Genomic DNA, 23,005 nt, shown 5'->3' with positions numbered 1-23,005 from the left:
GCACGGCTTTGATACGGTCACGGACGCGCCCATCACGAGTCGTATCGTGCATCAATTCAGGCGCTTCTTTTTGGGCATCTGTCAGGGTAATTTTCATGGGCGCGATTTTGATCTGATAGGAATGAAAAATCAAGCATCTTCAATGACGATGGGTATAGCAGAGGCAAAGTAATTTCAGGAAAAGTATCATCTACTTTTTGATGTAAACGAGCCATTAACACAGAAAAACCCTGATTCAGCCGTTCAATATCAGGATCACATCCATTAAAATTTTCTGCTAAATGTGGTTTTTCTTTACTGGCTAATTTTTCAATTTGCTGTAGGTAATCCAATTCCCACTAATAATAAAATTGAAAATTATCCATGCCTATCTCTTTTTTAATAGTCACCAATTTAAATGCTATATTTATTTTAATAGCGTAAATATCGCTATGAGCCTCTTATATACCTAAAGAAAAATAGGTTAGCCAAAAGCACAGACAATAAACAATAAACATAAAAATCAAAAAGATAAATTAAACCAGGAGTGATAAAAAGGACTTAAGTTATGATGAAAAAGAAAAAACACCTTCGTGTATTATCAACCATGAATTTACACAACAACATAATCTAGTCAAATAACGTTTATAAATGTTTAATTAACAATATTTAATTAAAGCTAATAAAATATTTAAATAAACAACTATATTCATCAGATATTAAATTCAGCGCTAACCTTTGAGTGAATATTCAGCACCTTATCTTATATTATTATTGTTACTGCATGATCATCCGTGAGCTGTATAAATATTACTCTCACTAGGTACTTTTTCGTGTTTTGATAAGATGTTACTTGCCCGATACCCTCGATTCGCGTAAAACTATTACCTAAATTATCGATAATAACTCCACAACTCTCCTGATTATTATGTTTCAAAACAATCCGCTGCTTGCTCAGCTAAAACAGCAACTACATTCTCAAACCTTGCGCGTAGAAGGTTTAGTCAAAGGAACAGAAAAAGGCTTCGGCTTTCTGGAAGTCGATGGTCAAAAAAGTTACTTTATTCCTCCTCCTTATATGAAGAAAGTGATGCACGGCGATCGAGTCAGTGCTGCTATTCATACCGATAAAGAAAAAGAAGTCGCTGAACCAGAAGAACTCATTGAACCTTTCCTGACCCGTTTTGTTGGCCGTGTTCAGAAAAAAGAAAACGACAACCGACTGTGGATTATTCCCGACCATCCGTTATTAAAAGACTCTATTCCATGCCGACCATCCAGTCAGGTAACTCATAGTTTCGAACAAGGTGACTGGGCAGTTGCTGAAATGCGCCGTCATCCATTGAAAGGTGATCGTGGGTTTCATGCTGAAATAACCGGCTATATTACTCGTGGTGATGATCACTTCGCTCCGTGGTGGGTTACTCTTACTCGCCACAGTCTGGAACGTGAAGCACCATCAATGGCAGATTGCCAGTTGGATGATGATTCTCTTGAGCGTATCGACCTGACCTCCCTTAATTTCGTCACAATCGACAGTGCAACAACTGAAGATATGGATGACGCATTGCATATTGTCAAAAATGATAATGGCAGCCTGAAACTGTCTATTGCTATTGCCGACCCGACAGCCTATATCAAGGCGGGCAGCGATCTTGACACAATCGCTTATCAACGCAGCTTTACCAACTATCTGCCGGGCTTCAATATTCCAATGCTGCCCCGCGAACTTTCTGATGATTTGTGTTCTCTTCGTCCGAATGCCCGCCGCCCTGCTCTGGTTTGTCAGGTTTCTATTCTGGAAGACGGGCAATTGGGTGATGATATTCAATTCTTTGCCGCTTGGGTCGAATCGAAATTCAAACTGGTTTATGACGAGATTTCTGATTGGCTGGAAGGTAAGGAAGGCTGGAAACCGAGTTCAGATGCTGTCACTGAACAAATCACACTGTTGAAAGAGATGTGTGAACGCCGTAATAACTGGCGTCAACAGCACGCTCTGGTGTTTAAAGATCGCCCTGATTACAGGTTTATTCTGGATGAAGGCGGGAATGTCACTGATATTGTCACTGAACAACGCCGTTCTGCAAACCGCATTGTTGAAGAAGCAATGATTGCAGCTAACCTTTGTGCTGCGAAAGTCCTGCGCGATAAGTTAGGCTTTGGTATTTATAACGTTCACACCGGCTTTGAGCCAACACAGATTGAACAGGTTGTTGACGTACTCAAAGAACACAGTATTGAAACCTGCCCGGAAGCACTTATTGGGCTGGAAGGATTTTGTGAATTACGCCGTGAGCTGGATAAGCAACCGACTCAGTTCCTTGATAGTCGTATCCGCCGCTTCCAGACCTTTGCGGAAATTAAAACTGAACCGGGTCCACACTTTGGGTTAGGTTTTGACGCATACGCCACATGGACGTCCCCTATCCGTAAGTACAGCGATATTATCAATCATCGTTTGCTGAAAGCTGTTATTCAACACACTGAGGCAGAGAAACCGGCTGAAGAGATCTGTTTACAGCTATCCGAACGTCGACGCGCAAACCGTATGGCCGAACGCGATGTTGGTGACTGGCTCTATGCCCGTTATCTCAAACCTTATGCTGGCACAGATAAAATCTTTGCTGCTGAGATTATTGATATCACTCGTGGTGGCCTGCGTGTTCGTTTGGTCGACAATGGTGCAATTGCTTTCGTTCCGGGGCCATTCCTGCATTCCGTTCGTGATGAGCTTCAATGCAGTCAGGAAACCGGTTCTGTCCTGATTAAAGGCGAAGCAGTTTATCGCCTGAACGATATTATCGATGTGCGCCTTGAAGAAGTCAGAATGGAAACCCGTAATATCGTGGCGCGTCCTGTTAGTTAACACAGGATCAACATAATAGACTATGCCCAATAAAACGGGGATTTCCAGAACATAAACACACTGCCGCTATTATAGGCGGCAGTTTCATAACAAAACTTAAATCATCGTTTAATTTCATATGAAATTCCCTACACAACAAATCATCTCTAAATTCATACCCAAATTTATACATGGTGCTGTAACCCTCTTACCTTTGCTGAGTACCCTGATAATTTTTCCTTCTCAGGCATCTTTCGGTAACGTTCAGCAAAAGCAAATAATTAATCAGCTCACTGCTTTGGAACAAAGTGCCAATGGGCATCTTGGCGTGGTCTTAATCAATAGCGCAGACAATTCAACCATCGGCTATCGCGCAAATGAGCGTTTTCCATTATGTAGCACCAGTAAATTTATGGCAGTTTCTGCTCTGCTGAAAAAAAGCGAAACAGATGAAAATTTGCTAAAGCAAAGAGTGAACTACAAACAGTCTGATTTAGTTGAATACAGTCCGATTACTGGAAAATATATTGAAACGGGTAAGACACTGGCGGAGCTAAGTGCAGCAACTTTACAATACAGTGATAATACCGCCATGAACCTGATCATTAACCAGTTAGGTAGCCCTGAAAGGGTGACAACATTTGCCCGAACTCTCGGTGACATGATGTTTCGGCTGGATCGTAAAGAACCGGAATTAAATCTGGTTCAGCCGGGTGATGAGCGTGATACTTCAACACCTCAAGCAATGGCAGAAAGCCTATATAAACTAGCTTTAGGTGATTTCCTCGCAACAAATCAACGTACGCAACTGGTGGAATGGCTGAAAGGAAATACTACAGGGAATGCCAGTATTCGCGCCGGAGTACCGAAAGACTGGATTGTCGGGGATAAAACCGGTCGCTGTGATTATGGCTCAACCAACGATATTGCCGTAATCTGGCCGTCAGGAAACCGAGCACCACTGGTGTTGGTGACTTATTTCACTCAACCCGGTGATAAAAATGCTAAAGCCCGCCCCGATGTCTTAGCAGAAGCGGCTCGTATAATAATTCAGGCTGAATAAGATTCTATAACGGGAATCATGAACACAAGCTATGCCATAAGTCTGTTACATTGCATAGCTTGTGAAGATTGATAAAGTGAGATGAAAAGCTAAATCAGCCACCAGCCAGTTTGACTTTCATGCCTTTCGCTTCCAATAACTGTTTTAGTAAATCGCGCTTATCACCCTGAATTTCAATTTCACCATCTTTAACTGAACCACCGCAGCCACATTTTTTCTTCAATTCCGCGGCTAGCTTAGCAATGGTTTGATCATCAGCATCGATTCCTGTGATAACACAAACGCCTTTACCTTTACGTCCACTGGTCTGGCGTTGGATACGCACAATCCCATCACCTTTAGGACGAGCCGGTGGAGTTTTTTCTTCCTGAATGCGGCCGCTATCTGTTGAATAAACCAGACGTGAGTTATTATCCATGAACAATCCCGATTGATTCATTAATTTGCTGCAATGCCAATGCTGGATTTTCAGCTCGGGTAATCGGACGCCCGATCACCATATAATCCACACCGGCCTGAATTGCCTGTGGTGGTGTCATAATACGGCGTTGATCCCCGGCATCTGAACCTTCAGGACGAATACCCGGTGTAACCAGTTTGAATTCCTGACCACATGCTGCTTTCAGTTGTTGTGCTTCATGAGCTGAACAAACCACACCATCCAGACCACACTGTTTAGTCAGTTTCGCCAGACGTTCAGCGTGCTGAGCGGGTGTCACATCAATCCCGGTGCCTAACAAATCAGACTGATCCATGCTGGTCAGGACAGTAACGGCGATTAATAATGGAGCATCTTTACCATAAGGTAATAAAATTTCTTTAGCAGCGGTCATCATTCTTTCCCCACCGCCGGCATGAATATTGACCATCCAAACGCCCAATTCTGCCGCTGCGGCTACAGCTCTTGCTGTGGTGTTAGGAATATCATGAAATTTGAGATCCAAAAACACGTCAAAACCACGCTGGTGCAACATACGGACAAATTGCGGGCCATTAAATGTAAACATCTCCTTGCCCACTTTCAGACGACAAGATTGAGGATCAATCTTGTCAACAAATGCCAATGCTGCATCCTGATTGTCATAATCCAACGCAACAACAACCGGTGATTCAACTTGCTTACCTAAAGCTTGACCTGTATGGGATGTCATTTTTTAGCCTTTAATTTTAAAATGAATTTTATTTCGCGCATAAAAATTTTATAAATAAAAAACGCCACCAATAAAGTGACATTGTCACTGCCCGTCTAAACCACGAATGGGTTTAATTGTGTCCCACGAACGACACGAAGGACAATGCCAATAAAGTGAACGAGAAGTAAAGCCACACTTATGGCATCGATAATCGGGTTTGGTTCGGATCTGTTCACCCACCATATTACGCAGAAGAAGCAAACTTTCTTTGGCCCGCCCTTCTTCTGCATCAGCCAGATGGTAATCCATCAGGCGATAAAAAAGGCGCATCGTCGGATGACGTTCCAACTGCCGATTAATATAAATCTGGGCTGTATCACGGCCCTCTTTTTGCTCAATAATGTCGGCCAGATGGATCTCTGCAATTGCTCCGCAATTTTCTTCCACGCAACGCAGGATGAAAGCTTCCCACCCTTCCGGCTGAACAAGCTCCCTATAGCACTCCTGCAACATCGGCAAAACTTCGCTAACCAGTTGTTTATCCTGCTCGAGAACTCGTTTCAGCACCTCAGTTGCTTTGGTATATTCTTTCTGCGCCATATAAATACGGCCAAACATAATCGATACACGGGCACAATTTTTATTCGCCTGAGCAGCCTTATTCAAATACCCGATAGCATCACTGAAACCGTCTTCCCTCATTCCCTGTAGAGCTAACTCACAATAAAAATGGGCGATTTCTTCGCGGAATTGCTGTTTACCCAGCCTGACTAGTTTTTCTGCCACCTCAATGGCTTTGCTCCAGTCACTGGTTGATTGATAGATAGTCAGCAAAGAATTAAGCGCGCTCTCCCGAAAATCTTTTTCATCAATTAACTGAACAAACATATTTTCTGCCCGATCATATAACCCGGCAGCCATGTAATCTCTACCGAGCTGCTGAGTAGCCAGTAAACGTTGTTCAAATGTCAGGGAGGCACTTTCCATAAGGGACTGGTGAATACGGATGGCTCTTTCAACTTCACCACGGGAGCGGAACAGGTTTCCCAGCGTTAAATGTGCTTCAAACGCGGAACTGTCCTCTTTTAACATATCAAGAAACAGATCGACTGCTTTGTCCTGTTGGTTAGAAAGTAAAAAATTAACCCCATCAACATATTCACGTGACAGACGGTCTGCCGATTGTTGCTTATCTTGTTGAGCACTTCTGCGTCCCATATACCAGCCATACGCGGCAGCAATAGGAAGCAACAGAAACAACAGCTCTAACATGGAGTATTATTCCTTGTCCAGAACCACTGAGGCTTGGGAGGCAGTTTTTGTCGATAATTCAACTGGCTGCTCCAACTGGGTCTCCAAGCGCTTAATTTTACGTTTTGCGCGTCTTAACGACATGTTGGTGCGCAGATAAAACCCGCCACAAATTCCCCATCCAAGAGCAAAGCCGATGGCAAATAAAAACGACAGCAAAGTGGATATCGAATAATCACCTTTGGCAATCAAATAATTGAAGGTTACCACTTGATTATTATTTGCTCCCAGTGTCACTGAGATAACAAAAACAACCAGTGCCAGTAATAAGATCAGAAAATATTTCACATTGTTTCCTGTTATCGATTGTTGCTGATTGATATGCCAAATAACAGACATAGTGGCTTGCTAAATTAGCATTTCTCATCTACGCAAAGGAAGTATTTTATTGCACTAAACCAATATTTCACCCTTTTTGTGACAATATTCTACTTTGCTGCCTGTAATTCCGTCACTGTTTTCCGTTGAACAAGCATATCCAAATAAAACAAATAACTAGATGTATCACTATATATGAATTTTCACCGGCATAAAGGCACCGGATATGTCTACAAAAATATGTTTACAGTTTAGCATGTTAATATTACTGCAAACTGCAATAGTCTCTCCTGTGCTTTATCCGAAAATCCGGCATATCTTTATCTACGGACATAAGCATAATTTCTGTTATACTCGCGATGCGTACATGCGCTGTAATCAGAGAAAATTTTTGCGTAGTTTTAGCTGATTTCCAAACTGGTATTGTTCTGAGTATCACAATATTGTCATTGTAACGAGCTAAATCAACATATGAATACAAACATACAGCTAACACGAGTAGCTGAAGCCAAACTGCCTACTCCCTGGGGCGAATTTCTGATGATTGGATTTGAAGAGATAGAAACAGGCCGCGATCATGTTGCCCTTGTGTATGGTGACATTTCTGGTGATGAGCCGGTTTTATCCCGTATCCATTCAGAGTGCCTGACCGGAGATGCTTTATTTAGCTTAAGGTGCGACTGTGGTTTTCAGCTCGAAGCTGCTCTGTCACAAATCAGCAAGGAAGGTCGGGGTGTTCTGCTGTATCACCGCCAGGAAGGCCGCAATATTGGTCTGCTGAATAAAATTCGGGCCTATGCATTGCAGGATAAAGGTGTTGATACTGTCGAAGCGAACCATCAGTTAGGTTTCGCTGCCGATGAGCGAGATTTCACTCTGTGTTCAGACATGTATAAATTACTGGGTGTACATGCTATCCGTCTTCTGACGAATAATCCGCAAAAAATGGAGATTATGGTCGGAGCCGGCATTAACATTGTCGAGCGTGTGCCGCTTATTGTAGGGCGTAACCCTAATAACGCTTACTACCTTGATACAAAAGCGCGCCTGATGGGGCATCTGCTGTCCAAATCCAGCTAATTTCTTTCTACAGAAAAGAAAATAAAAACTGCGTCGGTGTGGGCGCAGTTTTTCATTTCAGTAATGCTTATTTTTACTTCAACATATTGCGGATAACATAATGCAGTATGCCGCCATTATAGAAATAGGCCAGCTCTGTATTGGTATCAATTCGACAATGGGCATTAACTTGAGTTACCTCCCCATTAGGGTAAGTAATTTTCACAACAATAATCTGACCAGGCTTGATATCACTCAATCCGCCGATATCAATGAATTCATCCCCTGTCAGGTTAAGAGTTTTACGAGTGATTCCTTGTGGAAACTCCAGCGGTAATACCCCCATACCAATCAGATTGGAACGGTGAATTCGCTCAAAAGATTCCGCAATAACCACTCTTACACCCAATAAGCTGGTTCCTTTCGCGGCCCAGTCACGGCTGGAACCGGAGCCATATTCTTTACCAGCAATAATGGCCAGCGATTTTTTCTCTTCCTGATAACGCATAGCCGCATCATAAATAGCCAGCTGGCTTTGTGACGGGATGTGGCGCGTATATCCCCCTTCAATACCGGGCACCATTTCATTACGAATACGAATATTAGCAAATGTTCCACGCATCATAACTTCGTGATTTCCGCGCCTTGAACCATACGAGTTAAAATCTTTCGGAGCAACGCCATGTTCCTGTAAATATCGCCCTGCCGGGCTATCTGCCTTGATATTCCCGGCAGGAGAAATATGGTCTGTTGTTACTGAATCACCCAAAATGGCCAGAATATTAGCCCGATGGATATCCGTTACCGGCTCAGGTTCTTGTGTCATGTGGCTAAAGAAAGGCGGAAGACGTATATAGGTTGAATCCGGCTGCCAGGAATAAGTGGCTGAACTTTCGACTTCCAGTGCCTGCCAGTTTTCATCTCCATCAAACACCGCACTATATTCCTTGTGGAACATATCGGTTCTGACTTTCTCCACCGCTTCAGCAACTTCCTTACTGCTCGGCCAGATATCTTTCAGATAGACATCACGCCCCTGCTGATCCTGCCCAATTGGTTCACTGGTCAGATCGCGCTTCATACTACCGGAAAGGGCATAGGCCACGACCAGTGGCGGAGAAGCCAGCCAGTTAGTTTTGACCAATGGATGAATACGCCCTTCAAAGTTTCGGTTGCCGGAAAGTACGGCTCCGACTGTCAAGTCAGACTGTTTAATCGCAGCCTCAATCTCATCCTGTAACGGCCCTGAGTTACCAATGCAGGTGGTGCAGCCGTATCCCACTAAATTAAAACCTAACTTTTCAAGATAAGGCATGAATCCGGCCAGGTTCAGATATTCTGTTACCACTTTAGAACCCGGTGCCAGTGACGTTTTAACCCACGGTTGCCGTTGTAACCCCTTCTCAACCGCTTTTTTAGCAAGTAAGCCGGCGGTCATCAATACGCTGGGGTTAGAAGTATTAGTACAAGAGGTAATAGCTGCAATCACTACCGCCCCTTCCTGCAAAGAAAACGTCTGATTATCTACTGTCACAGGGATAGATGATTGCAGCCCCTGCTTTCTATTAATATCCAGATCCATCGAGGACTGGAAGGCATGTGGAACCCCACCCAGCGCAACTCTATCCTGAGGACGTTTTGGCCCTGCCAGACTGGCTTCTACCGTAGACATATCCAGCTCAAGACTGCTGGTGAAAATTGGTTCATCTCCGGCATGACGCCATAATCCCTGCTGTTTGCTATAAGCCTCAACCAGCGTAATTTCATCTTCGCTGCGTCCGGTTAACCGCATATAACTCAGGGTAATATCATCAACAGGGAAGAAACCACAAGTTGCGCCATATTCCGGCGACATATTGGCAATGGTCGCCCGATCTGCCAGTGGCAAATCAGCCAAACCATCGCCGTAAAATTCAACAAATTTGCCGACCACACCATGTTTACGCAGCATCTGTGTAACTGTCAGCACCAGATCAGTTGCGGTGATCCCTTCGCGTAATTTTCCTGCCAGTTTGAAACCAACCACATCCGGGATCAGCATGGAAATTGGCTGCCCTAGCATAGCGGCTTCGGCTTCAATTCCGCCAACGCCCCACCCAAGTACACCGAGACCGTTAATCATTGTGGTATGAGAATCGGTACCAACCAATGTATCCGGGTAGGCAAAATCCCTCCCGTCACGGTTTTCATACCAAACCGCCTTGCCTAAATATTCAAGGTTAACCTGATGGCAAATACCTGTTCCGGGAGGAACAACCCGGAATCGATTGAAGGCTTTTTGCCCCCAGCGTAAAAATAAATAGCGTTCATAGTTACGCGCCATCTCAATCTGAACGTTCTCTTCAAACGCCTGCTCAGTTCCGAATTTATCCACCATGACAGAGTGGTCAATCACCAGATCAACCGGTGATAAAGGATTCACCTGATCTACATTGCCACCAAGCCTTAAAACAGCCTCTCTCATTGCCGCAAGATCCACGACAGCGGGTACACCGGTAAAATCCTGCATTAATACACGGGCAGGACGATAGGCAATTTCCCGCTCAGCATGACCGCTTTGTTGCCATGCCACCAGCGCTTTCAGGTCATCTTCAACAACAGAATCACCATCAATATTACGCAGGAGGTTTTCAAGCAGAACTTTCAGGGACTTAGGGAGGCGGGATATTTCACCCAGTTGCTCAGATAACAGAGGTAAACTGTAATAATGGTAGGTCTTACTGCCAGAAGTTTCACTGCTAATGGAAAGTGTTGAAGCACAGTCCGTTTTCAATTTAGACGACATAACTCCTCCATTTTTATATTTATGACCAGCTACACCCTATGAATTTCAATTTGAAAAACGACGGATATATATGATTAAACATAACATACTAGTAGATAATTGTTATTCAGCTTTCACATATTTTGCCAACCCGCTGTAATTCCTCACTTATTGACAAACTTTAGTGATGACACCCACAAAATAGATATGTTCTATTGATGGCCGGAACTGATATTCAGCGCCCCGAATATCATCATCAACCATATTATTGTTTATTAACTATTGGAAGGCGAATTATGGATAACGAAATTATTATTAAGCGTGAAAATTATCTGAATCAGATAAAACAGGCTGAACAATTTTTCTGTCATAATATTGAAGATCATTTCACTCTCTCTGACCATCGATTCAGCGATGCTGATGGCTTAGTTCAATTTGTCATTGCCTCACAACTCAATGATAAATCGCATGTTATGAAGAAGATGGACGATATAAAAAAAACTCAGATAGCCCTTTCTTCTATTGCGACTGATTATATTATCAGATACTCCGATACCCGTGGACGACAGTACAGAACAGATGTCCAGTTCTGGGGTGATATTATGGGAAAGCTGCCATTAATGAGCGTCAGAAATATTGAAAAGCAAACATATCAACATGTTATGAAGGGATTTTCTATCGCAACCAATTTATTACAGCTGATCATGGATATCGTTGTGAATACTAACTCCCCGGGCATGAAGAGCTTTTCACAGTTTCTGCAAAAACAGGGTGATGCGATCAGGCTCGGGCTGAAAAAAAATGATGACCGTTATTCAACAATCACGCTGGCAAGCATCATTGAGGCGGTCGGTAACGATAATCAAGTCATATATATTCCCAAAATAAAGCTTTTTAAGCTGGATTTTGACAGAACAAATTCAGAAGTTACATCAAATTGCGCTTCCAATGAAACTATCAATGTTGAATTTAATTACTCTTCCTGCGTGTCACTATTTGATTATCAGGCATTGGAAGACCCAGAAATAAAATCGGCTTTTGAAAATTTTCTTCTTAAAAACAAACGAGCATCAATAGAAAAATCAGATAACTTTTTTAGCGGTGAATTTTAAAAATAGAAAGTTATAAATTTTGGTTTGAATAATATATTCATATATGATTGTTATATTAATATGTCAGCGTTATTCTGAAACCAGTTAAATTTATTGTTATCGGAGTGATAGACATGTATACGCCTCACAAAATGCAAATGCAGGACAGAGAAGATATTACTAAGTTTATTTCTACTTATAGCTTTGGATTGCTGGTTTCTCCCTCTTTGGCCGGAACACATCTTCCCTTAGTATTGAATCCCGATGAAGGAGAATATGGTACGCTATACGGCCATATATCTAAGGCCAACCCGCACTGGAAAGAATTAGAAAATCAGCCTGTTCTGGCCGTTTTTACCGGCCCTCATGCCTATATCTCACCTACATGGTATGAATCTGAACACGCCGTACCCACCTGGAATTACACTGCTGTTCACTGTTACGGTGTCACAAAATTTTTAAATGGCGATGAAACTCAATCAGCTTTAGAAGATTTAGTTAATAAGTATGAGCCGGGGTTAATGAACAATACGGAATTAATGCCAGAGGAATATCTCAATAAACAACGTCAGGCAATTGTCGGATTTAAAATCATCATCACAAAAATAGATGCAAAAGAAAAACTAGGGCAGCATAAAAATCAGGGTGATCAAAGAGGTGTTTTTTCCGCTTTGAAGGAAAGTAAAATGCCCGACAATAAAGAACTCGCTAATTATATGAAAATACGTAACGTCGGAACCGGAGAATAATTAAACAGTCTTTTAACTCTATAAAGATTGTTTGTTTATTGCTTTTATTCATGAGATACAGAAAAGCAGAGAAAAATAGCCAAGGCTATTTTCCTCTGCTTTTCTCTGACCCGTACTGCGCTTATACACAATGGATTTCAAGATGCGTCGCGGCGGCAAGGGAGATAATCCCCAAGAACATAGATAACTATGTGACTGAGGTGAACGGGCGCAGCCAACAAAGAGGCAACTTGAAAGACGAAGTGTATATACCATTTTATATAATCGGTAATTCAATATCCTTGAACATTTCTTCAATCTCTTCATTAGATCGCAAGGCAACCGCTTGATCCACTACATTACGGGTTAAATGTGGAGCAAAACGCCAGATGAAATCGTACATATAACTACGCAAGAAGCTGCTACGACGGAAACCAATCTTAGTTGTGCTGTAACTGAACTTATCACGCATGTCGATTCGAACCAGATCACTGTCCTGAACCGGTTCTACCGCCATACTGGCAATAACCCCTATTCCCAATCCCAGACGGACATATGTCTTAATCACATCAGCATCTGTCGCGGTGAATACAATTTTAGGTTTAAGCCCTGCACGGTCGAAAGCAACATCCAGCTCAGAACGCCCTGTAAAACCAAAGGTGTAGGTCACAATCGGGTATTCTGCCAGCTCTTCAATGGTAACATTCTGCCTTGTCGCCAATGGGTGATCTTTGGTGACAACAATCGAACGATTCCAGTGGTAGCAAGGCAGCATGATGAGATCACTATAAAGATGAAGCGCTTCGGTGGCGATTGCAAAATCACTGTTCCCTTTACAGACCTCTTCTGCAATTTGAGTTGGTGAGCCCTGATGCATATGAAGGGAAACATTAGGATAACGTTCAATAAAACCTTTAATAACAGGCGGTAATGCATATCTTGCCTGTGTGTGTGTAGTCGCAATATATAAAGACCCACGATCAGGGTAAGTGTGTTCACTGGCAACTGAGCGAATCGAATCAATTTTTGACAGGACTTCACGTGAAATACGGACGATTTCCTCACCAGCCGGTGTAACGTGTGTCAGATGTTTTCCACTGCGCGCAAATATTTGAATACCCAGCTCATCTTCAAGCATTCTTACCTGTTTGCTGATCCCTGGTTGAGAGGTATACAATCCTTCCGCCGTAGAAGAGACATTCAGGTTGTGATTAACCACTTCAACGATATAACGTAATTGCTGTAGTTTCATATCAGCACTGTCCCTAAATTGTAATTTATATACGAATGTTTTTTGTAATTTATATCAGTTCTATATTGCTAATAGTTATTCTCTTATAACCATATAGAATATATTTATGTAGACATATAACTACTATAACACTTGCTGTATATATATATAACAAATAATTAGGGTCAATAACGATTATTAATTACGTATTATAAAAATATTATGTTTAAATTCTTCATAAAAACAAAAAAAGCCAGTCCTGAGAACTGGCTTTACAGAAAAAAAAGTCATATTTTAATTCAAAAATAAAATATCTGTCTGATTATATTTCAATGGATTGGCTAGCAACCCATTATGATAATCATCACTTTTCTTTGACCGTCCATGTACCATCAACAAAAAATGCGGTCCAACCCGTCGCTTTACCATTTTTCTCTGAAGAAACATATTGTTGTTTTGTCTTACGGCTAAAACGTACAATCGTTTTATTCCCTTCAGGGTCTTGAATCGGAGCTTCCGCTAGATAACGCAATTTCTCAGGTAAACGGTCTTTAAATTGAGCGAGTTCTTCAACTAAAGGTGCACGTGTTTCCCTTGATTTAGGGAACGTGCTGGCGGCCAAAAATACACCGGCAGCCCCATCACGCAGAACAAAATAAGCATCTGACTTTTCACACGGCAATTCAGGTAATGGCACAGGATCTTCCTTCGGTGGCGCAACTTCCCCACTACGCAGGATCTTACGGGTATTTTTACACTCTTCGTTTGTGCATCCCATATATTTGCCGAAACGCCCCATTTTCAGGTGCATTTCCGAGCCACATTTATCACATTCAACGATAGGACCGTCATAGCCTTTGATACGGAACTCGCCGTTCTCTACTTCGTAGCCATCACAAGCAGGATTATTACCGCAGACATGCAATTTACGCTGGGTATCAATCAAATAGCTGTCCATTGCTGTACCACATTTGGAGCAGCGACGACGGGCACGAAGTGCGTTCGTTTCCGCATCATCCCCTTCAAGAATGTTCAGTATTTCATTCTCTGGGATCAGGTTAATGGTTTGCTTACAACGCTCTTTTGGAGACAATGCATAACCTGAGCAGCCTAAGAATACACCTGTCGTTGCAGTACGAATTCCCATCGGGCGACTACAGGTCGGACATTCAATAGAAGTAATGACCATAGGATTCGGACGCATTCCGCCTTCTTCCGGATCTTTGTTGGCGATATCCAATTGCTCACTGAAATTGACGAAAAACTCATCCAATACGCCTTTCCAGTTTGCTTCATTGTTTGCAACGTGATCGAGCTGATCTTCCATTCTTGCCGTAAAATCATAGCTCATCAATTCGTTAAAGTTTTCTTCTAAGCGATCGTTGACAATTTCACCCATTTTTTCCGCGTAGAAACGGCGATTCTCAACCCGCACATAACCACGATCCTGAATGGTAGAAATGATTGAAGCATAAGTAGATGGGCGGCCAATACCCCGTTTTTCCAGCTCCTTAACCAATGACGCCTCACTAAAGCGCGCCGGTGGCTTAGTAAAATGCTGGCTTGGGAGCAGTTTTTGTAAATCGAGGGCCGTCCCTACTTCCACAATAGGCAAAGTACGGTCATCATCCCCTTTACGTAAGGCAGGCATAACTTTTGTCCAACCATCAAAACGTAAGGTACGGCCTTTTGCCCGCAATTCGAAATCGCCGGCCTGAACAGTCAGTGTGGTTGAATCGTATTTTGCCGGAGTCATCTGACAGGCAATAAACTGACGCCAGATAAGCTGATACAATTTCTGGGCATCAGCTTCCATATCTTTCAGTGCTTCAGCCATAATCTCAACATTAGACGGCCGGATAGCTTCATGAGCTTCCTGCGAATTCTCTTTGCTGCTGTAAATATTGGCTTCTTTAGGCAGATATTTATCACCAAAGTTATCACTGATGTAACCGCGAACCATGCTCAAAGCATCCTGACTCAGATTGGTAGAATCAGTACGCATATAAGTAATATGACCTGCTTCATATAATTTCTGAGCCATCATCATGGTTTTCTTTACGCCAAAGCCTAACCGGGTACTGGCAGCCTGTTGCAGCGTAGAAGTAATAAACGGCGCACTAGGCTTACTTGACGTTGGGCGATCTTCACGGTCTGTGATCTTATAACTGGCTTTTTCAAGTAAAGAGACGGCAGCCTGAGTCTGTTGAGCGTTAACTGGTTTAAATGGTTTACCCTCTTTATGGGTAACTTCCATATGGAGCTCAACGCCCCCTTTAGCCATGAGATCCGCATATATCTGCCAGTATTCTTCCGGAACGAAGGCTTTAATCTCCCGTTCACGATCAACAACAAGACGGACAGCTACAGATTGAACACGGCCAGCAGACAACCCTCTGGCAACCTTTTTCCACAATAACGGTGAAACCATGTAACCAACCACGCGATCCATAAAACGGCGCGCCTGTTGTGCATTAACACGATCAAGATTTAACTCACCCGGCTTATCAAAAGCCTGAGTAATAGCGTTTTTGGTAATCTCATTAAAAACAACACGGCTGAAACGTGTATCGTCTCCGCCAATGACTTCCCGCAAATGCCAGGCAATGGCTTCCCCTTCGCGATCAAGGTCCGTTGCCAGATAAATATGCTGTGCTTTTTCAGCCAGTGTTTTCAGCTCTGCTACCACTTTTTCTTTGCCGGGCAAGATCTGATAATTCGCTTCCCAGCCATGGTAAGGGTCAACTCCCATTCGGTTAACCAGCGCTGTTTTCTCATCTTTTTTAGTTTTCTTTTTATTCTTATCGGTAGATGAGCTCGAACTCTTTTGACTCGTTGTACCACTGGTCGGCAAATCACGGATATGACCAACGCTGGATTTCACAACGTAGTCATTTCCCAGATATTTATTGATTGTTTTGGCTTTTGCCGGGGACTCCACTATAACAAGAGCTTTACCCATAGTTACCTTTACCTAATTATCTTCTTTTCAGATGGCGAAAATTACGAAGTTATGTTGCGGTATATAAAATAGATCTCTTTTTATATTGCGATAGATTCGCAAGATATCAACTAATTTTTATCCCAGACTTTCGCTCAAACACCAAACCCTTTGAAATATATGAGATATTTTATACATAAACGCATACCATGCAATGACATGGCCTAACAGTTGTAAACAAAATCTTCCATCTGCATGACGAAAAGCCCACACTGTACCTGATAAAAAACGATGCGCAACAACTTATTTTTCTGGAAAGCAGAATAGGTGCAAACTAGAACACTTCCTGTCAAGCGGCAATTGCTGCTATAAAAACCAAATGAAATGGTTAGGAAAATTGTGATTTTTGTGCAATGTAAACTATCTCTCAAAACAGTTCAGACAATATAAGGCAGGAAAAAACTTTCTTAATTTATGGGACGGATAATATGACTGTCATTCTGACCGTGTCATACTATCCGCCGTAATGCAGCTATATGTTATTGTTTAATCTATAGTTTACTGCATGTATCGCCAGATTTACTGTCAGAGCAGTGGCTTCTGGCCTCTTTGCCACCAGCGCATCAGCAATTTATCAGCACTTTCCATTGCGCTTCCCATGAAACGTTCCACTACACGCTTACGGCGGGAATAGCCGACTCCAATCACTTCACGGTGTTCAATTTGTGAAATCAGGAAATCATCACTGACACCAATTTCATCAATCAATCCAAGCTCTTTTGCCTGTGTGCCATACCAATACTCACCTGTCGCGACTTTATCGACTTCCAGTGTGGGACGATGATCATGAATGAACGATTTGAATAAGTTATGTGTTTCATTCAATTCTTCCCGGAATTTCTGCCGTCCCTGTTCGGTATTTTCTCCCAACATGGTCAGAGTACGTTTATATTCGCCTGCTGTATGCAATTCGATATCAACATCATTTTTCTTCAGGAACCGATGAATGTTTGGTAATTGTGCGACCACACCAATTGAACCAATGATGGCAAAAGGTGCAGCAATAATACGATCAGCCACACATGCCATCATATAACCGCCACTTGCCGCCACTTTATCTACCGCGATTGTCAGTCGGATGCCTTTGTTTTTCAGACGAGCCAGTTGAGATGCTGCAAGCCCATAACCATGCACCACACCACCGGGGCTTTCCAAACGTACCAGAACTTCATCATTTTTATCAGCGACAGCCAGAACTGCGCTGATCTCTTCACGCAGAGAATCTACTTCATGGGCATCCATACTGCCTTTGAAGTCAAGCACATAAAGGCTAGTTTTCGGTTCACTCTTCAGGCCGCTTTTTGCCTCAGCTTTTTTCTGCTTGGCTTCACTTTTTTGCTGTTTTTTCTGCTCCTTCTGCCAGATTTTCAGCTCTGCCTCACTCATTCGAGCCTGCTGCATCTGACGTTGTTTTTCCTTATAAGTTTCACCAATATTGGTCAGGCGCAACTCGCCTTTGTGCATTGTCTTACGCACACCAACTCCAATACAAAATACTACCAGAACGACGACTGCCAGGACGATAGTCACTACTTTTGCCAAGAACAGTCCGTATAGAGAAACATACTCCACAGATCCACCTTTCTTCATTAATGATGAACAATATATATTTCATTTTAACCAAAAACCTGAAACAGTGCTCTAACAGTTTATCTTGCTTCTGTTCCGTCAAATCTACTTCAGAAAAAATAATTAATATAATTTATCTATTTTCACAAAAAAGAAAGCAGATAAACTTTTGTCAATTTGACGAAAACACGAAGTTTTGTTCTGATAAGACGTTATGTGCTACACCTATCTACCCGCCAGATTTAAAAACTGTTTATAGAAGAGAGTCAGATGTTAGATTACCAACCAAAGAATGACCTGCTGCAACAAAAAATCATTTTAGTCACTGGTGCCGGTGATGGTATTGGCCGTGAAGCTGCACTAACTTATGCCCGGCATGGTGCACAGGTTATTTTACTTGGGCGCACAACAGCAAAACTGGAAGCGGTTAAACAGCAAATCGAAAATGAAGGCGGCTTACCTGCCGCTATTTATACGATGGATCTTTTAACTGTCACGGCTCATGAATGCCAGACTTTTGCTGACGAGATGGCACAACATTATCCCCGTCTGGATGGCGTATTACATAACGCAGGTTTATTGGGGGTTGTCGCGCCCATCACAGAACAGCCCGTCCAACTTTGGCATGATGTGATGCAGGTGAATGTCAATGCCACATTTATGCTGACTCAGGTACTGATCCCATTACTATTGAAATCCCCCCGGAGTTCTTTGGTATTTACCAGCTCCAGTGTAGGGCGTGAAGGCAGAAGTGGCTGGGGAGTCTACGCTGTTTCCAAATTCGCCACAGAAGGTTTGATGCAGGTTTTAGCACAGGAATATCAGGGAACGTCCCTGCGGGTTAATTGCATTAATCCGGGTGGAACCCGTACCAATATGCGCGCCAGTGCATTCCCTGATGAAAATTCCGCCAAATTAAAAACACCTGCCGATATTATGCCGGTTTATCTTTATTTGATGGGGGATGACAGCCAGCATGATTCAGGTATCAGTTTTGACGCACAACCGGGCCGCAAAGCGGGACCAGCCGAATAATGACAAGAGATAACAACCAGTACCAAAAAAGGCAGCAACGTCTGAAAGAAAAAATCGATGCCCGCATTGCTGCCGCACAACAAGAGCGCGGTATCGTTATGGTGTTCACTGGCAATGGGAAAGGGAAAACAACGGCTGCATTCGGTACAGTCACCCGTGCCATTGGTCATGGCCAACGTGTTTGCGTCATCCAGTTCATCAAAGGGACATGGGAAAACGGAGAGAAAAACCTGTTGGAAAAAAACGGAGTTGAGTTTCATGTTATGGGAACCGGATTTACTTGGGAAACCCAAAATCGGGAAACAGATACTCACGCCTGTCAATCAGTATGGCAACATGCCTTAAGGTTGTTATCCGATCCTTCAATCCAGCTTATTGTGCTTGATGAACTCACGTATATGGTCAGTTATGGATATCTGGAACTTAGCGAAGTTCTGACAGCACTGAAACAGCGTCCTGCCAACCAGTCAGTTATTATTACCGGACGAGGTTGTCACCGTGAGTTGCTTGAATTTGCCGATACCGTAACAGAAATGCGACCGGTAAAACATGCCTTTGATGCAGGAATCAAAGCCCAAAGAGGCATCGATTGGTAAATAAATATGGCTGGTAAAAATCATTGAGTGATGAGAGCCGCTGTTTGAAAGCGCAATAAGCACTAAACAGCGGCCTGAGAAGATTAACGGCCTTTAGGTGTCGTTTTTCTTCCTGTGTTCTGGCGGGAACTACTTGCAGGACGTTTTCCTGCCGGGCGAGAAGCTACCTGAGCATGTCGCCTTACTGCACGACGGATCTGATTGGCTTTGAGACGGCGTTGGTCGCGTTCAACCGCGACTTTGGATACAGTCTCTTCATTCAGCTCAACCAATTGGCGCAAATAGTTCGTCTGCTCCAGACCTAATTCAGTCCAGCCACCACGAGGTAAACCTTTCGGCAGATCAATATCACCATAACGAACACGGATCAAACGGCTGACCTGCACACCAACGGCTTCCCATAAACGTCTGACTTCGCGGTTACGCCCTTCCGTCAGAGTGACGTTATACCATTGGTTAATACCTTCCCCACCTTTAAACGAAATCGTCTTAAATGAAGCCGGGCCATCTTCCAACTGTACACCTTGTGTCAATTGGCGCAATTTTGCGTTATCTACTTCACCAAAAACACGAACCGCATATTCACGTTCAACTTCACGGCTTGGGTGCATCAGACGGTTTGCCAGTTCGCCATCTGTTGTAAACAGCAACAGGCCACAAGTATTGATATCCAGACGCCCAACGGCAATCCAGCGCGCATCCTGCATTTTTGGCAAACGGTCAAAGACTGTCGGACGGCCTTCCGGATCATGGCGGGTACACAACTCGCCTTCTGGTTTATAGTAAGCCAGAACACGACAAACTGTTTTTTGTGACTCTTTGATATTTAAGATCCGACCGTCAAAGCGGATTTTTGTGCCGGGTTTGACTTCAATACGATCACCCAACGTTGCGATCTTGCCATCAATACTAATGCGCCCCTGTTGAATATATCCTTCAATTTCACGGCGGGAGCCATGACCAGAACGCGCAAGAATTTTTTGTAACTTTTCTGTTTTATCGCTCATTGAGCAACCTCTGCTGTCGCCTTCACAGGCGTCGTATAATAAAAAAATAATAAAGTGGTTATCTTATAAAAAAGGCGTTACATCGCCTTCGCCTTCGCGAAGAACCACTGGTGAATCCTCGGTTAAATCCACGACCGTTGTCGGTTGCTGCCCAAGATAGCCACCGTGAATGATTAAATCAACCTGTTTACCCAGCGTATCTTTAATCTCTTCCGGATCAGATTCTGCAAAATCATTTCCGGGTAAAATCAGACTACATGACATCAGAGGCTCACGCATTGCCTCCAGCAGCGCTAATGCTATAGGGTTCGATGGAACACGCAGCCCTATCGTTTTACGTTTCTCATTCATTAAACGGCGCGGCACTTCTTTTGTCGCCTGCAGGATAAATGTGTAATTACCGGGTGTATTATTCTTAATTAGCCGGAATGCCTGATTACTCACATGGGCATAAGTCGCAATTTCTGATAAATCACGACATACCAGCGTAAAATTGTGCCGTCCATCCAGTTGACGAATTCGGCATATACGGTTCATTGCGTCCTTGTTTTCGAGACAGCAGCCAATAGCATAACCTGAATCAGTAGGATAAATGACAACTCCGCCCTTTTTCAGTACTTCCACACTCTGGTCAATAAGACGCGTCTGTGGATTGTCAGGGTGGATATAAAAAAACTGGCTCATAACAATAACCTCTACTTCTATGCAGCTCCGCTCTGTGACCAATCGTGCCATATCGGTACAACATCACCGGGTAACCACAAATTACGACCGAGTTCTATCCATGAACAAGGCTGGTGAAAATCAGACCCTAATGATACTTTCAGCCCATATTCTCTTGCCAGTTGACCAAGTTGTTGCCTTTCATTAGGTGCTTGTTGGCATTGTGCAACTTCCATTGCATCACCACCATGTTGTTTAAACCAGATAATCAAGCGCTTCAGCCATTTCATTGACAAACCATATCTACCGGGATGAGCAATCACTGCCTGTCCTCCGGCCTGATGAATGGTTTCAACTGCCTGCTCGATTGTACACCATTGAGGCGGAACATAACCGATTTTTCCTTTCGCCAGATATTTTTTGAACACCCGCTGAATTGTCGGCTCGATTCCCGCCTCAATCAGGTAACGGGCGAAATGACCACGAGTGACCTGCCCGCCATTAGCTAACCGGGATGCACCTTCCCAAGCGCCGGGAATACCTGCTTTAGCTAACCGATACCCGATTTCAATGCCACGCTCTTTTCTTAAATTAACCTGATTAGACAGAAATGTTTTTAAGGCAACGGAGTTAATATCAACATTTAACCCAACAATATGAATTTCCATATTTTGCCATAACGTCGAAATTTCAACGCCGGAGATTAACGTTAGAGGTAGCTGATTCTGCCGGATATGGTGTAAAGCTGCCGGAATACCTGCTGTTGTATCGTGATCCGTCATTGCCAGTACATGAATACCCATGAAAATCGCTCTGTCCACGAGCTGCTCAGGTGATAAAACTCCGTCTGAAGCAGTCGTATGACTATGTAGATCATAGCGTTTTGTCATTTCACTGATGGCTTCAGTCATTGTTCTTTACCTGTGTGTTGGATGAAAAGCAGGCGCACTGTCTATCAGATATTGGGCGATATGACGTACAGAGCGGGAATGATACCACACTGATGGCGGTTGCAGGGGCTAAATACCGAATAGACTTCGTTATTTAGATGGAAAAGAGAAACCCTATCGAACTATGATAATCGTATCAGATTCGATAGGGTTGAAATAGCATGTCTATTCACTGTATCTATTTTTATCAAATCGTAGCAATAAAAAGATAAAGTATTTATCTCATATATCGACGATAACAAAACTTGCTTTCAGCCTGAATGGGTTTCCCACAAAATTGTCCAGAACTAGAAACTGTTACTTTGTACCAGCCTAAATGTTCAAGGTTTACATCAAAACTCCAGTTCCCCTGATCATCAGCACTTGTGCTACCTGTACCAACATTTCCTGATATTATTGTCTCGCTAGCTCTAAGACACCTATAACTCCCTCCATAATTCTGGATATCATATGACACTTCCATTTTCGGTCGTGAATATCCCCCTATAGGCACATCTATTGGAGAACGATATGTAGAAAAAATCCCCCCATCTACTGGATGGGGTAATCCCCCCTAAAAGCCGGAGTGTCCATAAGTAGAATTTTCTCATACGCTTAATGTAGCAGAGGAGATCGAAATCTTATGAAAAAGTCACGTTTTACTGACAGCCAGATCTTAG

Annotated in this window: 19 protein-coding genes; 7 read left to right on the top strand and 12 right to left on the bottom strand. The window is 43.1% G+C overall.

The window, feature by feature from the left end; translation table 11 throughout:
• Nucleotides 1-56: 56 nt before the first annotated feature.
• Nucleotides 57-332 carry a type VI secretion system baseplate subunit TssF gene (locus tag Xsto_RS18050; protein ID WP_244590440.1) on the bottom strand — a complete coding sequence of 92 codons (276 nt, stop codon included), beginning with the start codon at nt 330-332 and terminating at the stop codon, nt 57-59.
• Nucleotides 333-907: 575 nt separating this feature from the next.
• Here Xsto_RS18050 and Xsto_RS18045 point away from each other — a divergent pair.
• Both Xsto_RS18045 and bla read left to right on the top strand, forming a co-directional pair.
• A complete protein-coding gene (locus tag Xsto_RS18045; RefSeq protein WP_099125948.1) occupies nt 908-2,848 on the top strand; it encodes an exoribonuclease II in 1,941 nt (646 codons plus the stop codon).
• Nucleotides 2,849-2,987: 139 nt separating this feature from the next.
• Nucleotides 2,988-3,890: a class A beta-lactamase gene (bla, locus tag Xsto_RS18040; protein ID WP_369800401.1), complete on the top strand. Its 903-nt coding sequence runs from the start codon at nt 2,988-2,990 to the stop codon at nt 3,888-3,890.
• 94 nt (nt 3,891-3,984) lie between these two features.
• Here bla and yciH read toward each other — a convergent pair whose 3' ends face one another.
• The 4 genes from yciH to Xsto_RS18020 all read right to left on the bottom strand — a co-directional run bounded on the left by yciH (nt 3,985) and on the right by Xsto_RS18020 (nt 6,622).
• Nucleotides 3,985-4,308 (bottom strand): stress response translation initiation inhibitor YciH, encoded by a 324-nt coding sequence (gene yciH, locus Xsto_RS18035; protein WP_099111473.1) that lies wholly within the window; start codon nt 4,306-4,308, stop codon nt 3,985-3,987.
• Nucleotides 4,301-5,041 carry an orotidine-5'-phosphate decarboxylase gene (gene pyrF, locus Xsto_RS18030; protein WP_099111474.1) on the bottom strand — a complete coding sequence of 247 codons (741 nt, stop codon included), beginning with the start codon at nt 5,039-5,041 and terminating at the stop codon, nt 4,301-4,303. Before pyrF ends, yciH begins: the two co-directional genes overlap by 8 nt.
• Before the next feature lie 84 nt (nt 5,042-5,125).
• Nucleotides 5,126-6,295, bottom strand: a complete 1,170-nt coding sequence (gene lapB, locus Xsto_RS18025) for a lipopolysaccharide assembly protein LapB (protein ID WP_099125947.1) — start codon at nt 6,293-6,295, stop codon at nt 5,126-5,128.
• 6 nt (nt 6,296-6,301) lie between these two features.
• Nucleotides 6,302-6,622 (bottom strand): LapA family protein, encoded by a 321-nt coding sequence (locus Xsto_RS18020; protein WP_099111484.1) that lies wholly within the window; start codon nt 6,620-6,622, stop codon nt 6,302-6,304.
• A 513-nt stretch (nt 6,623-7,135) separates the two neighbouring features.
• Between Xsto_RS18020 and ribA the strand changes: the two genes are divergently transcribed.
• On the top strand, nt 7,136-7,732 hold the full coding sequence (gene ribA / locus Xsto_RS18015; RefSeq protein WP_169926679.1) for a GTP cyclohydrolase II: 597 nt from the start codon (nt 7,136-7,138) through the stop codon (nt 7,730-7,732).
• A 73-nt stretch (nt 7,733-7,805) separates the two neighbouring features.
• On the opposite strand, the gene acnA is transcribed toward ribA, so the two are convergent.
• Nucleotides 7,806-10,496, bottom strand: coding sequence for an aconitate hydratase AcnA (gene acnA, locus Xsto_RS18010; protein WP_099125946.1), 2,691 nt, complete (start codon nt 10,494-10,496; stop codon nt 7,806-7,808).
• A gap of 275 nt (nt 10,497-10,771) precedes the next feature.
• On the opposite strand from acnA, the gene Xsto_RS18005 reads away from it, so the two are divergent.
• Both Xsto_RS18005 and Xsto_RS18000 read left to right on the top strand, forming a co-directional pair.
• A complete protein-coding gene (locus Xsto_RS18005) occupies nt 10,772-11,587 on the top strand; it encodes a hypothetical protein (protein WP_099125945.1) in 816 nt (271 codons plus the stop codon).
• Nucleotides 11,588-11,700: 113 nt separating this feature from the next.
• The gene (locus tag Xsto_RS18000; RefSeq protein ID WP_099111479.1) at nt 11,701-12,315 is read left to right on the top strand and encodes an FMN-binding negative transcriptional regulator; all 615 of its coding nucleotides are present in this window, start codon (nt 11,701-11,703) and stop codon (nt 12,313-12,315) included.
• A 256-nt stretch (nt 12,316-12,571) separates the two neighbouring features.
• On the opposite strand, the gene cysB is transcribed toward Xsto_RS18000, so the two are convergent.
• From cysB to sohB, 3 genes are all read right to left on the bottom strand, one after another.
• A complete protein-coding gene (gene cysB / locus Xsto_RS17995) occupies nt 12,572-13,546 on the bottom strand; it encodes an HTH-type transcriptional regulator CysB (protein WP_099111480.1) in 975 nt (324 codons plus the stop codon).
• A 343-nt stretch (nt 13,547-13,889) separates the two neighbouring features.
• Complete coding sequence (gene topA / locus Xsto_RS17990) at nt 13,890-16,487, bottom strand: type I DNA topoisomerase (protein WP_099125944.1); 2,598 nt, start codon at nt 16,485-16,487, stop codon at nt 13,890-13,892.
• 564 nt (nt 16,488-17,051) lie between these two features.
• Complete coding sequence (gene sohB, locus Xsto_RS17985; RefSeq protein WP_099125943.1) at nt 17,052-18,098, bottom strand: protease SohB; 1,047 nt, start codon at nt 18,096-18,098, stop codon at nt 17,052-17,054.
• A gap of 267 nt (nt 18,099-18,365) precedes the next feature.
• Between sohB and Xsto_RS17980 the strand changes: the two genes are divergently transcribed.
• Together Xsto_RS17980 and cobO are read left to right on the top strand one after the other, a co-directional pair.
• Nucleotides 18,366-19,130: a YciK family oxidoreductase gene (locus Xsto_RS17980; RefSeq protein ID WP_099125942.1), complete on the top strand. Its 765-nt coding sequence runs from the start codon at nt 18,366-18,368 to the stop codon at nt 19,128-19,130.
• Entirely contained in the window at nt 19,130-19,726 is a 597-nt protein-coding gene (cobO, locus tag Xsto_RS17975) for a cob(I)yrinic acid a,c-diamide adenosyltransferase (protein ID WP_099125941.1), read from the top strand. The genes Xsto_RS17980 and cobO overlap by 1 nt, the downstream gene beginning before the upstream one ends.
• An 83-nt stretch (nt 19,727-19,809) precedes the next feature.
• Here the strand turns inward: cobO and rluB are convergent, their stop codons facing one another.
• From rluB to rnm, 3 genes are all read right to left on the bottom strand, one after another.
• Nucleotides 19,810-20,733, bottom strand: coding sequence for a 23S rRNA pseudouridine(2605) synthase RluB (gene rluB, locus Xsto_RS17970; protein ID WP_099111897.1), 924 nt, complete (start codon nt 20,731-20,733; stop codon nt 19,810-19,812).
• A gap of 63 nt (nt 20,734-20,796) precedes the next feature.
• Nucleotides 20,797-21,417 carry an L-threonylcarbamoyladenylate synthase gene (locus Xsto_RS17965; RefSeq protein ID WP_099125940.1) on the bottom strand — a complete coding sequence of 207 codons (621 nt, stop codon included), beginning with the start codon at nt 21,415-21,417 and terminating at the stop codon, nt 20,797-20,799.
• A gap of 17 nt (nt 21,418-21,434) precedes the next feature.
• On the bottom strand, nt 21,435-22,307 hold the full coding sequence (gene rnm / locus Xsto_RS17960) for an RNase RNM (protein ID WP_099125939.1): 873 nt from the start codon (nt 22,305-22,307) through the stop codon (nt 21,435-21,437).
• Between the last annotated feature and the right edge of the window lie 698 nt (nt 22,308-23,005).

This window comes from Xenorhabdus stockiae (assembly GCF_002632825.1).
GTDB classification, from domain to species: Bacteria; Pseudomonadota; Gammaproteobacteria; order Enterobacterales; family Enterobacteriaceae; genus Xenorhabdus; species Xenorhabdus stockiae.
The sequence above is the reverse complement of the archived record's forward strand: the minus strand, read 5'-3'. Positions and strand labels throughout refer to the sequence as shown.